This window comes from Afipia sp. GW822-FHT04G07 (assembly GCF_058800765.1).
This window is the reverse complement of record NZ_JBXAMP010000001.1, coordinates 789,467-803,005: the sequence shown is the minus strand read 5'-3', so window position 1 is coordinate 803,005 and position 13,539 is coordinate 789,467. Positions and strand designations below refer to the sequence as shown.

General features: G+C 61.7%; 12 protein-coding genes and 1 tRNA gene. 10 read left to right on the top strand and 3 right to left on the bottom strand.

From position 1 onward, the window contains the following. The first annotated feature begins 244 nt into the window (after positions 1 to 244). The 8 genes from gatC to AC1RKJ_RS03895 all read left to right on the top strand — a co-directional run bounded on the left by gatC (position 245) and on the right by AC1RKJ_RS03895 (position 8,229). Entirely contained in the window at positions 245 to 532 is a 288-nt protein-coding gene (gatC, locus tag AC1RKJ_RS03930; protein ID WP_492789689.1) for an Asp-tRNA(Asn)/Glu-tRNA(Gln) amidotransferase subunit GatC, read from the top strand. 15 nt (positions 533 to 547) lie between these two features. Then, a complete protein-coding gene (locus AC1RKJ_RS03925) occupies positions 548 to 736 on the top strand; it encodes a hypothetical protein (RefSeq protein WP_492789687.1) in 189 nt (62 codons plus the stop codon). Next, positions 737 to 2,284: an amidase gene (locus AC1RKJ_RS03920; RefSeq protein ID WP_492789685.1), complete on the top strand. Its 1,548-nt coding sequence runs from the start codon at positions 737 to 739 to the stop codon at positions 2,282 to 2,284. 64 nt (positions 2,285 to 2,348) lie between these two features. Beyond that, complete coding sequence (locus AC1RKJ_RS03915; RefSeq protein ID WP_492789683.1) at positions 2,349 to 3,446, top strand: sensor histidine kinase; 1,098 nt, start codon at positions 2,349 to 2,351, stop codon at positions 3,444 to 3,446. A 123-nt stretch (positions 3,447 to 3,569) separates the two neighbouring features. After that, positions 3,570 to 4,958 carry a patatin-like phospholipase family protein gene (locus tag AC1RKJ_RS03910; protein WP_492789682.1) on the top strand — a complete coding sequence of 463 codons (1,389 nt, stop codon included), beginning with the start codon at positions 3,570 to 3,572 and terminating at the stop codon, positions 4,956 to 4,958. A 47-nt stretch (positions 4,959 to 5,005) separates the two neighbouring features. Next, positions 5,006 to 6,490, top strand: coding sequence for an Asp-tRNA(Asn)/Glu-tRNA(Gln) amidotransferase subunit GatB (gene gatB, locus AC1RKJ_RS03905; protein WP_492789679.1), 1,485 nt, complete (start codon positions 5,006 to 5,008; stop codon positions 6,488 to 6,490). Between the two features lie 192 nt (positions 6,491 to 6,682). Further along, positions 6,683 to 6,823: a hypothetical protein gene (locus AC1RKJ_RS03900; RefSeq protein WP_492789677.1), complete on the top strand. Its 141-nt coding sequence runs from the start codon at positions 6,683 to 6,685 to the stop codon at positions 6,821 to 6,823. A 1,139-nt stretch (positions 6,824 to 7,962) separates the two neighbouring features. Then, a complete protein-coding gene (locus AC1RKJ_RS03895; protein ID WP_492789675.1) occupies positions 7,963 to 8,229 on the top strand; it encodes an SEL1-like repeat protein in 267 nt (88 codons plus the stop codon). 121 nt (positions 8,230 to 8,350) lie between these two features. Here AC1RKJ_RS03895 and AC1RKJ_RS03890 read toward each other — a convergent pair. The 3 genes from AC1RKJ_RS03890 to AC1RKJ_RS03880 form a co-directional block, all read right to left on the bottom strand. After that, a tRNA-Ser gene (locus tag AC1RKJ_RS03890) sits at positions 8,351 to 8,442 on the bottom strand. Between the two features lie 247 nt (positions 8,443 to 8,689). Next, complete coding sequence (locus tag AC1RKJ_RS03885) at positions 8,690 to 9,577, bottom strand: alpha/beta fold hydrolase (protein ID WP_492789674.1); 888 nt, start codon at positions 9,575 to 9,577, stop codon at positions 8,690 to 8,692. A gap of 163 nt (positions 9,578 to 9,740) precedes the next feature. Next, positions 9,741 to 11,954 carry a lytic transglycosylase domain-containing protein gene (locus tag AC1RKJ_RS03880; protein WP_492789673.1) on the bottom strand — a complete coding sequence of 738 codons (2,214 nt, stop codon included), beginning with the start codon at positions 11,952 to 11,954 and terminating at the stop codon, positions 9,741 to 9,743. Positions 11,955 to 12,200: 246 nt separating this feature from the next. Here AC1RKJ_RS03880 and dapA point away from each other — a divergent pair, with 246 nt between their 5' ends. Further along, a complete protein-coding gene (gene dapA, locus AC1RKJ_RS03875; protein WP_492789672.1) occupies positions 12,201 to 13,091 on the top strand; it encodes a 4-hydroxy-tetrahydrodipicolinate synthase in 891 nt (296 codons plus the stop codon). 32 nt (positions 13,092 to 13,123) lie between these two features. After that, a complete protein-coding gene (gene mscL / locus AC1RKJ_RS03870; protein WP_492789671.1) occupies positions 13,124 to 13,537 on the top strand; it encodes a large conductance mechanosensitive channel protein MscL in 414 nt (137 codons plus the stop codon). Positions 13,538 to 13,539: the final 2 nt, after the last annotated feature.

Here is a 13,539-nt window from a genome sequence, read left to right as displayed (position 1 = left end):
TGTGTGATCACCCTGTTCGCGGAAGATAACCGTTCGCCGTTTGAGGTGATGCGGAAGTCCGGTTCGCCGGACGCATAATGACGGGAACACGCCTTCGTCCCGTCTCAGGCGAATACCGCAAGAAACTGATATTATTGCGCTAATTCAGGCGATGGTGATGGGTCCGCGACTTATTTGACGTTGGCGATCCACGCCGAATGTTCTATGAGGGCGGCAGAAACGTCGTCCCCGGAGCCTTCATTATATGTCAGTCGATGCCGCCACCGTCCGCCGGATCGCGCACCTTGCGCGGATCGCCGTGAAGGATGAGGAAGTATCTCATCTGCAGGGCGAACTGAACGCGATGCTGGCGTTCATCGAGCAACTGTCGGAAGTCGATATCGACGGTGTCGAGCCGATGACTTCGGTGATGCCGATGGACATGAAGAAGCGGGCCGACGTCGTCACCGATGGCGAGATCCCCGACAAGGTTCTCGCCAACGCGCCTGCCACCGAGGATCATTTCTTCCTGGTGCCTAAAGTCGTCGAATAATTCGGAGGCCATGTCATGTGCCTGTTGTGCAGCGACGAGAAGGCCTACGCGGCCTACATGGTCTATCTCGATGAGATGGAACGGCAGGGAAAGAATGTCGATCCCGACAAGGCCATCGATGCAGTGATTGACATGCTCGAAGCCGAGGCGGCACAAGTTAAGAAGAACAAGTCTCCCTTTCACTGCGACCCGATTGAAGAATGAATGACTGATCTCACTTCGTTGACGCTTGCCGATGCCCGCGAAGGCCTCACGCAAAAATCCTTCACCGCGCTTGAATTGACCGACGCACATCTGGCCGCGATGGAAAAGGCGCGCGTGCTGAATGCCTATGTGCTGGAGACGCCGGAGCACGCGCGCGCGCAGGCACGCGCGGCGGACGTAACAATCGCGAAGGGCGAGGCGGGTCCGCTGGCGGGAATTCCACTCGGTATCAAGGATCTGTTTGCCACCACTGGCGTTCGCACCACGGCGTGCTCGAAGATACTCGGCAATTTCATTCCGCCCTACGAATCCACCGTGACCTCGCAGCTCTGGCGCGACGGCGCGGTGATGCTCGGCAAACTCAACAACGACGAATTCGCGATGGGCTCGTCCAACGAGACCTCGGCGTTCGGACCCGTCGTCAATCCGTGGCGGCGGCGCCATCCTGCGGTCAACGCGCGGCCACCCAATGCGGACAACGCCAAGGTGGGGCGAATTGAGTTTCCGGAACTCGACGACGCCAAACTGGTTCCGGGTGGCTCGTCCGGCGGTTCCGCTTCGGCGGTTGCAGCCAATCTCTGTCTGGGTGCGACCGGCACCGACACGGGCGGCTCGATCCGCCAGCCGGCGGCGTTCACCGGCATCGTCGGCATCAAGCCGACTTACGGACGCTGTTCGCGCTGGGGTATCGTGGCATTCGCCTCGTCGCTGGATCAGGCAGGGCCGTTCGCGCGCACCGTGCGCGATACCGCGATCCTGATGCGCTCGATGGCTGGCCACGATCCGAAGGACACGACCTCAGTCGATCGGCCGGTGCCCGACTATGAAGCCGCGATCGGCAAGTCGGTGAAGGGCATGAAGATCGGTATTCCGAAGGAATATCGTCTCGACGGCATGTCCGGCGAAATAGAGAAGCTGTGGACGCAGGGCGCGGACTGGCTCAAGGCTGCAGGCGCGGAACTGGTCGAGGTGTCGCTGCCTCACACGAAATACGCGCTGCCTGCTTACTACGTCGTGGCGCCTGCCGAAGCTTCTTCCAATCTCGCGCGTTACGATGGCGTGCGTTACGGCGCGCGCGTCAACGGCAAGAACATCGCGGAGATGTACGAGAACACCCGCGCCGCCGGTTTCGGGCCTGAGGTCCGCCGCCGCATTATGATCGGCACTTACGTGCTCTCCGCGGGTTACTACGACGCTTATTATCTGCGCGCGCAGAAAGTCCGGACGTTGATCAAGAAGGATTTCGAGGACGTGTTCGCGCAGGGCATCAGCGCAATCCTGACCCCGGCGACGCCGTCGGCTGCTTTCGGCATTGGTGAGAAGGGCCAGGCCGATCCGGTCGAGATGTACCTCAACGACATCTTCACAGTGACGGTGAATATGGCGGGATTGCCCGGCATCGCGGTTCCCGCAGGCCAGGACGGACAGGGATTGCCACTCGGCCTGCAACTGATCGGCCGCCCGTTCGACGAAGAGACGTTATTCTCGCTTGGCGACGTGATCGAGCAGTCGGCAGGGCACTTTACACCCGGGAAATGGTGGGTATGACGCGGCCGGACACTTCACGGCTTTTCGCGTTGCAATTGGAGTGCGACCCCGGCATGTTTCATCCATGAGCGCCGATGACGGTACGCCGCCTCCCGAGCAGGTCGATCAGCTTCTAAGTTCGCCTTCGCTGGTCCGCGCCATTGAGAACGACAAGTACAAGCATCTGCTGGACAGTGTTCCGGTCGCGGTCGCCGTATCGCGCGGATCGGGAGCCATTCAATACATCGCTTATGCCAATGCCGCTTTCGAGGCCGTCATCGGCATGGCGGTGGCGGATGTCGAGGGCAAGCCGTGGTCGTGCCTCGACGGATTCCAGAACGAAGACGATCCGCTGCAGACGCTGGGACAGGCCATTGCCGACGGCGAAGATTTCATCGGTGTCTTCCGGCCCGTTCAGGCCGATGGCCGCATCGTGATTGTGCAGGCCTATGCGTCGGTCATCGAAAGCGATGACGGCGTCGAGAATTTCCGGATCGCGGCATTGGTCGACGTCGGCGGCCGTGAGCGCGCGCAGCTCGAGCAGTACGAAACCCAGATCCGCGAGCGCGATACGCTGATGCGCGAGTTGCAGCATCGCGTGAAGAACAACCTTCAATTGATCACCGCATTGATCCGCCTCGAGGCGCGGTCGGCGACCGAGGGTGAATCCGTGGCGCTGGCTCGGCTCGCGAGTCGCATCGACGCGTTGACGGTGCTGTATCGCGCGCTGTCCGCCGAGGATGCGGGAGACGACATCGATCTCGGGCAATACCTGACGGATGTCGCGGGCGCGGTCATGAAGGCGAATGCGGGACCGGAGATCGAATACGAGGTGCAGGCGGATTACTGCCTGCTGTCGATCAACATTGCGATGCCGGTCGGCCTGCTGGTCAACGAGATGCTCACCAACGCGCTGAAGTACGCCTTCGCCGGACGCAGCAGCGGTTTGCTAAAGGTGATCTGCAAGCTGGATGGCGAACGAATCTCCGTTGTCGTCTCCGATGACGGCGTCGGTATTGGCAATACCGTGTGGCCGGCGCCTCGCAAGCTTGGCGCGCTGGTTCTCCAGACGCTCAGGGAAAATGCGAAGAACGTCCAGTTCGATGTCACCAGTATACCGGGGCAGGGAACTTTCTTCACATTGCTGTTCGACCGGAAGTCGTCGAAGCAGATTCCGAACTAGCTCTTCGGTACATCAACCGCCTTGCATTAACCACGTTGCCCGCGTGAAAACCTGTGACGAAGGTTGTGTTAGGCGTTTTTTGCGGAAGCGGTGATAATCCGTTCTTCCCAGTTCTGGTGGTTCATGCGTCGCGTGCGGTCCCTTTTCGGTTTTGCGTTCTGTTGCGCGGCGTTGCTCGGTTGCGCGTCGATTCAGAACGCACCGGTCAACCTTCCGGGCGCGTCGGATAGCCTCGGCGACCGGGGAAACATTGGGTTCGGCGAGACGACGAGCCACGACGATACCGTCGTGGGCCTGTCGTTTTCCGGCGGCGGAACCCGCGCAGCCGCATTTTCCTTCGGCGTGTTGTCCGAACTCGAGCGGATTCCGGTGCGCGGCGCGCAGGGGGCGATGATCGACCGCGTTGAATTCATCTCCGGCGTCTCCGGCGGATCGGTGACCGCAGCCTATTACGGCCTCCGGAAGCGGGCCGGACTGGCCGATTTCCGCGAAAAGTTTCTGCTGCGCAACGCGGAGGAGGGACTTCAGACGAATTTGACGCTCGCGACCCTGTCGCGCGCGGTTGCGGGCGGCATCAATGACTCGACCGGCTTCCCGCGCTGGCTGGACGCCAACCTGTTTCAGGGCGCGACGTTCCGCGATCTCGGCCTCGAAAGCCGGCCGCAGGTCTGGATCAATGCATCGGACATCTATAACCGAACGCCGTTCGTGTTCGGCGCTGTCGCGTTTCGCGCCATGTGCAGCAACCTGTCGGAATATCCATTGGCGAATGCGGTGGCGGCGTCCGCAGCGGTGCCGGTGGCATTCGCGCCGGTCGTCATCCAGACCTTCCCGGGCAAGTGCAACGACCGGCTGCCGTCCTGGGTTGCCCGCGCGCGGGACAATGCCAACGCGCCACCGATGCTGAACTCGTTCGCGAAGGCGATCAGCCGCTATCACGACGGCTCGATGCCTTACATCAAGCTGCTCGACGGCGGCCTGGTCGATAACTACGGCCTCGCGGGGTTCACCATCGCGCGGCTGTCGTCGGATACGCCTTACGGGCCGCTGTCGCCCCGGCAGGCCGTGCGGCTGCGACGCGGTATGTTTCTGGTGGTGGACGCCAAGACCGGCGTCTCTGGCAACTGGATCAACACCATCGAGGGACCGACCGGAGCGGATCTTATGAAGGCTGCGGCCGATACCGCCATCGACGCCAGCGTCGCGGGCAGCTTCACCGCGTTCAACGCGACCATGAACGATTGGCAGGCCGCGCTGGTGCGCTGGCGTTGCGGGTTGTCAGCCGCCGATCGTGCGAAGTATGGCGCGCGTCCCGGCTGGAATTGCCGCGACCTGAAATTCTACGTGGGCCGGGTCGGCTTCGACCAACTCGATCAGGCGCGCGCCGCCGAGCTTGAAGTGATCCCCACCCGTTTCCGGCTGCCGCCGGAGCAGGTCGACAATGTGATCGCCGCCGGGCGCGATGCTCTGCGTGCAAGCCCGACATTGCGCAGCTTCGCGGCAGGGCTTTGAGCCAATTCGGGGTTTTCTCGCCCGCGCGAGCAGGGTAAAAGCCGCCCATGAACGCACCTGTGAAACCTTCAAAGCTCATCAAGGGCGCCACCGGCGACTGGGAAATGGTCATCGGCCTGGAGATCCACGCCCAGGTCACGTCCAACTCCAAGCTGTTCTCGGGCGCGTCGACCGAATTCGGCGGTGCGCCGAACGATCATGTCTCGCTGGTGGATGCGGCGATGCCCGGGATGCTGCCGGTCATCAATCAGGAGTGCGTGGCGCAGGCGATCAGAACCGGCCTTGGCCTCAATGCGCAGATCAACCTGAAGTCGACCTTCGATCGCAAGAATTACTTCTATCCTGACCTGCCGCAGGGCTACCAGATCAGCCAGTACAAGTCGCCGATCGTCGGCGAAGGCGAGGTCGTGATCGAGGTTCGTGACGGCGAAAGCATCACGGTGGGCATCGAGCGCCTGCATCTGGAGCAGGACGCCGGCAAATCACTGCACGACCAGCATCCGACCATGTCGTTCGTGGACCTCAACCGCTCCGGCGTGGCGCTGATGGAGATCGTCTCCAAGCCGGACATGCGGTCGTCCGAGGAGGCGCAGGCCTACGTCGCCAAGGTGCGGACCATTCTGCGCTACCTCGGCACCTGCGACGGCGACATGGAGAAGGGCAACCTGCGCGCGGACCTAAACGTCTCGGTGCGCAAGCCTGGTGCGCCGTTCGGGACCCGCTGCGAGATCAAGAACGTCAACTCGATCCGGTTCATGGGGCAGGCCATCGACTATGAGGCCCGCCGCCAGATCGGCATCCTCGAAGACGGCGGCACCATCGATCAGGAAACCCGGCTGTACGATCCGAACAAGGGCGAGACCCGCTCGATGCGGTCCAAGGAAGAAGCGCACGACTATCGCTACTTCCCGGACCCCGATCTGCTGCCGCTGGAGTTCACCTCAGCCTATGTGGACGACCTGAAATCGAAGCTGCCGGAATTGCCCGACGCTAAGCGGGCAAGGTTCATGGCCGATTTCGGCCTGACGCCGTATGACGCCAGCGTGCTGGTCGCCGAGCGGGAGAGCGCGGACTTCTACGAAGACGTGCTGGCGAAGCTCGCCGACAAGGCGCGCGACGGCAAACTGGCCGCCAACTGGGTCATCAACGAACTGTTCGGCCGTCTCAACAAGGAAGGGCAGGATATTTCCGCGTCTCCCGTCTCGGCGGCGCAAATGGGCGCCATCGTCGGTCTGATCGGAGAAGAAACCATCTCGGGAAAGATCGCGAAGGACCTGTTCGAGATCGTCTGGACCAAGGGCGGCGATCCACGCGCGCTGGTCGACAGCCTCGGGATGAAGCAGGTGACCGATCTCGGCGCCATCGAGAAGGTGGTGGACGACATCATCGCCGCAAATCCGGACAAGGCCGAACAGGCGCGCGCCAAGCCGCAGCTCATGGGCTGGTTTGTCGGTCAGGTGATGAAGTCATCGGGCGGCAAAGTGAACCCGCAGGCGGTCAACGACCTGCTCAAGTCCAAACTCGGTATCTGAACATCGTTAATGCAGCGACGCTGACACGATCGGCGTCGCTTTCGCGCATCGTTCGGTCACCCGATTTTCCATTTTTCGACATGACGATGACTTTGCGGTGGTGACGCGCCGGGTTCGAAAGCGTCGCGTGACGCGGAATCGGTTTGCGAATCAGATTCGCAAAAAGTCGGAAAAAGTTCTCCGGTGCGAGCGATGATCGCGCCAAAAGCAGATTTCCCCGAAAATATTTTTGTTGCCAAAATTCCCGACTCAGAGTCCGCGAAACGCATTTTTTCCGACCGCGAAGTTATGCGCGGTTTTATTGGCGTTGTGATGCGTGTTGTTTTGCGATGAAAGAAACGACTGCGGCACAGGGGTTTCTTTAGTGTCGCGTGTGGTGTCGCTCGCATGTTTCGTGCCGGCGAAGCAGTGGTGCGAAGATGCATCGTGGTGCTTCCGTTTCGTGTTCGCAGCGCGCGCTGCGCCTCCTGCGTAAACACTTCCTTAAGCGGGACACTGTTTTTTTGAATGCGTTGGTGTAATCCAGATGAAGTGCATTTCGATTCCCGAGTGCACACAGCGATTAAGCCATCTCACTAACTCAGGAGGGCAACATGGCCAAGAAAGCGAAGAAGGCGAAGAAGGCGAAGTCGGCAGTGAAGAAGACTGCCAAGAAGACCCGCAAGGTCGCCAAGAAGAAGAAGTAAGGCTACGCCTTATGGAATTGCCGGCACTTGATGTCGGCATCGTCACAAGAGCCGCCAGACCGATCAGTTCGCAAGAACGAGTTTGAACCGGCGGCTCAGGTCGACGAAAGAGGGTGTCGGCGAGACATCAGGCGAGACGGCCCGGCCACTGGTCTGGCAGAAGAGTTCAAGAGCTCTTCGTTCGTTGCGGGGGATGACCTCGCAGTTTCCTGGCCATCTGCCTCGGCAGGTACCGGTGAGATCTCGGTCCTGACGTGTTCACCGACGCCCTCGTTTTTTTTGCCGCCGCATTATTGGCCGCGGCCATGGCACGCCCGAGTGCCGCAATCCCCCAATCCATTCCTGACAATGCCGCTTGATGCAGACGATGTCGGCCGCTGCTGATGGCGCAGGCTGGGACGTCGCCCGTTCCATTTGGCCACCGTCGGTTGTCAGGGCCGGCGCGTGATGCCGGCGGCCCGGCTCTCGCGCGATGGTTATCGCTTCGCCAAGTACGAAGGTGAATCGTTTTTCACGATTGCCGAGAAACCCCTGCAAATAAAGGGTTTCTGAAGCGCGGCGAGCGCTGAGCGGACGCGGCGTTCACGTTCGATTCATCGCGATGCTTAAACTGCCATTCAAATTTTACGGGTCATATGATCTCCAACAAGCCGGCAAACGGCGAGCGCGTATTCCGCAAGAACGGAAACCGGATTTGCGGAATACGCGTCACTCAAAATAACGGTCGCGTCACACAGGATACGGACAGGAGCCGCGCTCGCCGCGGCGGGAAATCGGAGAGCCAGGATGTTTCAGGGAACGATCGATACCGGTGTCGCGATGCCGGTCGAAGCAATGGCGAACGGCGACGTGCTGTTTGACCTCGGCATGATCTATTCGACCGGCCGCAGCGGCCTGATCGATCTGGTCGCCGCGCATAAATGGTTCAACCTCGCAGCCCTGAAGGGTCGGGTGGACGCCATCGCGTTGCGCCGGGAAGTCGCCGGACTGATGTCGGATGTCGAGATCGCAATGGCCCAGCGCGAAGCCCGGGCGTGGATGGCGACGCACTGAGCTGTTCGGCCATCTGTTCTGTGTCGGTGGCAGGCCGTGCGTTCTTGATGCCTGCGGAAAGAATCACCCAACGGAATGACAGGACAGGCGAAGACGCCGCGTGCTCATCAAGAAATGGTGCTGGCGGAGACGATGGGATTCGAACCCATGATACCCTTTTCAAGGTATGCTCATTTAGCAAACGAGTGCCTTCAGCCGCTCGGCCACGTCTCCACAGGCCTCGATATGCCTGACGCGCTCGAAGGCTGCAAGTCGCTGGCGCGCTTTTCGGAATTACCCTTTATCCAAGCGTCTTTCAGGCGGATTTTGCGCTCGATTGGCCCTGTCAGCGACCGAAGTGCGGGATTCGCGAGTCGAAAATCACCCCTACGGTGCCTTGCTGAGCGATCCGCGTGATATTTGTGCAACATATTTTGCAAGCGGCCATGCCCGGCGCGCCGCCCCTCAAGTTCCTTCGGGCTTAACGCTCAGCCTGATCGCAACGCGCGCAAAACGCGACGATGCGATCCATGGTGGGCTTGTCCGCCAGCAGAGGGGCGTGGCCCTGATCGGGCACCTTCACCAGATCGATGTCTGGCCGCCTCGCCATCATGTCCTGTACGCCCCGGACCGAGAGCAGATCGGAGAGGCCGCCATGCACCAGCATCAGCGGGACGCCGGCCATCGCATCGAACAACTCCCAGACCTGCGGCAGCGGATTGGACGGGTCGAGCCCGTCGAGCGTGTGTGATAGTTTCAGATCGTAGGTGCGTTCGAGTCCGCCGCCGGCCTTGTCGCGGAACGCGCGGCGTGCCCAAGCCATCCACTCGGCGTCGGTGAGCGAAGGAAAGACGCTGCCGAACAATTCTTTCAGACCGCGCGCCGCGTCGTCCCATGTCTTTCGCTCCGGCGGGTTGGCGATGTAGCCCTTGATCTTCATCAGGCCGTCCATCTCCAGCGCGGGGCCGATGTCGTTCAGGATGACACCGGCCAGCAGTTGCGGCTGCACCGCGGCCAGCGCCATCGAGATCAGGCCGCCACGTGAGGTGCCAAGCAGAATGGCGCGCGAGATGCCCTGCGAGGCCGCGATGGCGAGAACGTCGCCCAACTCCACGGGAACCGCATACTTGGCCGGATCGGGATCGTAGTCGGACAGGCCGCGCCCGCGGTAGTCGATTGCGATCACCTTGCGCGGGGCGGTGGGGTCAGTCGCAAGCGCGCGCGCGATGTCGTCGAAATCGTCGGTGGTCCGCGTCAGGCCGGGCAGGCAAAGCACCGGCAACGCGCTGTTGTCCGGGCCTGTGACCTTCGCATGGAGCCTCAGCCCGTCAGCCGACTGACAGAAGACATCGCGGAATGGGTTGGGCATGAACTTTCCTTGAGATCGGGGGTGACCACACCTGTCTCGGATGGTCATTGCAGGGGGCTTGATCCGGCAATCCATCTTCCAGTCGACATCATCTTCTTGGGATGGATCACCGGGTCAAGCCCGGTGATGACGGTAGTGGAATTTTGCGGGCGTCGCGTGCGAACTATTCCACACTCGCGCCGCGGCGCAAATCCGCTTCGATCAGCAGCTTGCTGCCGCCGCCGAACCGCGCACGGTAGACTTGCACGTTCTCCATGATGCGCTGGACATAGTTGCGGGTCTCGGAGAACGGAATTTGCTCGACCCAGTCGACCGCGTCCACCTTCGGGTCGCGCGGGTCGCCATAGCGCTCGATCCATTTGCGGACGCTGCCGCGGCCGGCGTTATACCCCGCAAACGTCATGATGTAGGAGCCGCGGTAGTCGTCGATCAGGCCGCCGAGTTCGGCTGCGCCGAACGACGCGTTGTAGGACGGATCGGTCTTCAGCTTGTTGAGATCGAAGGTGGTGCCGTATTTCTTGGCGACGTACTTCCCGGCGCCTGCCGTCACCTGCATCAACCCGTAAGCCTGCGCCGGGGACACCACCGTGGGATTGAACGCGCTCTCCTGCCGGGCGATGGCGAAGACGATCGCCTTCTCGACCTCAGGTCCGATATCCTTGTAGGGCGGAATGCCGCTGATCGGATAGGCGCAATGATCGAACGGCATTCCGCGATTGAGCGCGGCCTTGCCGACCATCAGCATCCCGCGCGCATCGTTGCGGCGCTGCGTCAGCTCGCAAAGCGCGAGCAGGCCATCCATGTCGGCGCGGTCGCCCATGTCCGCGAGGATAGGAATGACCATGTCTCGCTCATCGAGCGCGTAAAGCAGATCGACGGCACGGACGATCTCCAGCCGGTCGCCGTTGCGCGAGCGGCCCGGAGGTTCGTGGAGGGCGATCTGCGGCAGCCGCAGCTTCGCGCGCGCCAGTTGACCGTAATAGCTGGTCGACTGCGCGGCCGCGGCCTCGTACGCCGTGCGCGCGTCCTGTGGACGTCCAGCGGCTTCCGCCGCGCGACCCTGCCAGTAACCGGCGCGGGCCAGCGCCGTCGGGTTGACGCTTCCAACGCCGATGCGCGCGAAATGCTGTGCCGCGAGGTTCGGGTCGTTGAGAAACCGCAGCGCGATCCAGCCTGCGGTGAATTCCTGTTCGGTCTTGTAGATGTCGCGTGCAGGCAGCGACGCATCGCGCGCGACGCCATAGGCCGCGCGGGGCTCGTTGGTGTCGAGCAGTTTGCGGGCCAGCAACCGCCGCTCGATCCACCATTCGTCGGCGTTGACCAGCCGTGCGGGATCCTTGGGGGCTGCCTGCATCGTGCGCGCGGCCTCCGCGAACTTGTCCTCGCGGCGAAGCCATTGCGCCTTGCTGAAAAGATAGAGCGGATCGTTGTGCAGGTCGCCGGGAACGGCGTCGAGCAGGGCCTTCGCGTTCGAGGCCTTCTTGTTGAGGGCGATCCGCGCTTTCGCGAGCGCGACATGTCCGCTGCCGAGCCGTTTGGCCGAGCGCATCGCTGCCTCGCTGTTGTCGCCGCTGTACAGCAGCATATCCATCCGGATCTTGATGTCGCCCGGAGTGAGCAGCGAACCGAACTGGGCGAACGCGGTGTCCTCGGTGTCCGAGGAAAACCCGTCGCTGCGCCAGGCTTCGCGGACCAGCCGCTCCGCGCTCGGCCGGTCGCCGCGCGTCAGCAGCGCGCGTGCGAGCATGAAACGGCCTTTGGCCGAAATCGGTTGTTCGCCGTTGAAAAATGCGAGAACCGTGGCGTCGTCGCGCTTGTCGTCCCATAGCGCGGCCTCGCCACGCCGCCGCAGGAACGACAGACTCGGCCAGCTTGGATTTTCGGTGATGAACGCCTTGTAGCGGTCGGACGGCGCGCCGTTGTTGTCGCTGCGCAGGATCACCCATTCCGCCAGCTTTCGCGCGACCGGGTCACTGATCGAGGCCGTGAGCTGTGTTGCGTCGAGCGGCTTCCTGTTGCGCACGAACTCGATCACCTGTTCGAGGGTCTCCGCGTCCGCCTTCGAGGTGGACGATGTGGAAGACATCGCCATAGGCGCCGAGGGCTTTTTCGCTGGAGCAGGGCGAGCGGTCAGTTGGTCCGGCGCGGCCTTCTTTGAGGCGGCCGGTGGTGCGGCTTTCGCCGACGATGCGCCAGGTGGCTGAGGCGGTTTCGCCGGGACCGGCTGCGGTGTCACATTGCGGGACGTCGGACGCGGCTTCGGCAGCGGCACTGCCGATGCGGCCTGTGACACGAGAGCGATCGCCGTCGCGCCGAGCAATGCGGCGGTCCAGCGCTTTAACCGGGTCGATCCCGACGATGGAGGAGCAAATGGCATCACGGGCGGCCTGTGCAGCGAATCATTCAAGGGCCTTGGCCTTGATGTGTAGTGCATTGATTATGTGGACAAAACATCAAATGTGTTAGATTGGGCAACTTGCCGCAACACCACGGCGAAATAGCGGCTGATGTGGGTCGCTGGAGCGCTCAAGCCCGGCCGGAGCGCCTGGGACTTTCATCGCGCGCCGGGACTCGTTATCAATCAACAATAAATCGCAAGTTGCGATGCGTTCGGAGAAAAACAATGGCAGCCAAGACGAAGTTCCGGGGGTCTCTTACCGCCTTGGTCACGCCGTTCAAAAAAGGCGCGCTGGACGAGGCCGGTCTTCGTCAACTCGTGAACTGGCAAATCGAACAGGGGTCGCACGGTCTTGTTCCGGTCGGAACGACGGGCGAAAGCCCGACGCTGAGCCACGACGAGCATAACAAGGTGACCGAATGGTGCGTCGAGGAATCGAAGGGCCGCGTTCCCGTGATCGCGGGGGCCGGCTCGAACTCCACGCGCGAGGCCGTCGCACTGGCGAAGCACGCGGAAAAGGCTGGTGCCGACGCCGTGCTGGTGGTGACGCCTTACTACAACAAGCCGACGCAGGAAGGGATGTATCATCACTTCAAGGCGGTGAATGACGCGATCGGAATCCCGATCATCATCTACAACATCCCGCCGCGTTCGGTCGTTGACCTGTCGGTCGAGACGATGACCCGGCTGTTCGAGTTGAAGAACATCGCCGGCGTGAAGGACGCCACCGCCAATCTCGCCCGTGTCTCGCAGCAGCGTCACGCGATGGGGCCTGACTTCATCCAGCTCTCGGGCGAAGACATGACCGCGCTCGCCTATATGGCGGCGGGTGGTCATGGCTGCATCTCCGTCGTCGCCAATGTCGCGCCGAAGCCCTGCGCCGACCTGATGACGGCTGTGTTGAAGGGTGACTATGCTGCGGCGCTCAAGATCCAGGATCGGCTGACGCCGCTGCATGATGCGATCTTCAAGGAGCCGGGTCTTGCGGGCGCCAAGCATGGCCTTAAGCTGTTGGGGCGTGTCGACGAGGAGGTGCGTCTGCCATTGGTGCCGGTCACACCACCGACCGGCAAGGTCATCCACGACGCGATGGTCTACGCGGGTTTGCTGAACTGACGTTCTATTGAAATCCATCGGAGGAGGCGACGATGCTTGAAGAATTTAAAAAATTTGCGCTCAAGGGGAACGTGGTCGATCTGGCAGTCGGTGTGATCATCGGCGCTGCGTTCGGCGCCATCGTCAACTCCATGGTGGCTGACATCATCATGCCGATCATCGGCGCGGTGACGGGCGGGCTCGATTTCTCCAACTACTTCACAGGTCTTTCAAAAGCCGTGACGGCGACCAATCTTGCCGATGCGAAGAAGCAGGGCGCGGTTCTGGCATGGGGCAGCTTCCTTACGCTGACGCTGAACTTCGTCATCATTGCTTTTGTGCTGTTCCTGGTGATCCGCCTGATGAACCGTATGAAAGCCAAGGAAGAAGCTTCCCCGGCACCGGCGGCCTTGACCAAAGATCAGCAGCTGTTGATCGAGATTCGCGATGCGCTGAAGTCGAAGTAATC

Coding starts and splice junctions, on each gene's coding strand:
- gatC (WP_492789689.1), top strand. CDS start 245: ATGTCAGTCGATGCCGCCACCGTCCGCCGGATCGCGCACCTTGCGCGG.
- AC1RKJ_RS03925 (WP_492789687.1), top strand. CDS start 548: ATGTGCCTGTTGTGCAGCGACGAGAAGGCCTACGCGGCCTACATGGTC.
- AC1RKJ_RS03920 (WP_492789685.1), top strand. CDS start 737: ATGACTGATCTCACTTCGTTGACGCTTGCCGATGCCCGCGAAGGCCTC.
- AC1RKJ_RS03915 (WP_492789683.1), top strand. CDS start 2,349: ATGAGCGCCGATGACGGTACGCCGCCTCCCGAGCAGGTCGATCAGCTT.
- AC1RKJ_RS03910 (WP_492789682.1), top strand. CDS start 3,570: ATGCGTCGCGTGCGGTCCCTTTTCGGTTTTGCGTTCTGTTGCGCGGCG.
- gatB (WP_492789679.1), top strand. CDS start 5,006: ATGAACGCACCTGTGAAACCTTCAAAGCTCATCAAGGGCGCCACCGGC.
- AC1RKJ_RS03900 (WP_492789677.1), top strand. CDS start 6,683: ATGATCGCGCCAAAAGCAGATTTCCCCGAAAATATTTTTGTTGCCAAA.
- AC1RKJ_RS03895 (WP_492789675.1), top strand. CDS start 7,963: ATGTTTCAGGGAACGATCGATACCGGTGTCGCGATGCCGGTCGAAGCA.
- AC1RKJ_RS03885 (WP_492789674.1), bottom strand. CDS start 9,577: ATGCCCAACCCATTCCGCGATGTCTTCTGTCAGTCGGCTGACGGGCTG.
- AC1RKJ_RS03880 (WP_492789673.1), bottom strand. CDS start 11,954: ATGCCATTTGCTCCTCCATCGTCGGGATCGACCCGGTTAAAGCGCTGG.
- dapA (WP_492789672.1), top strand. CDS start 12,201: ATGGCAGCCAAGACGAAGTTCCGGGGGTCTCTTACCGCCTTGGTCACG.
- mscL (WP_492789671.1), top strand. CDS start 13,124: ATGCTTGAAGAATTTAAAAAATTTGCGCTCAAGGGGAACGTGGTCGAT.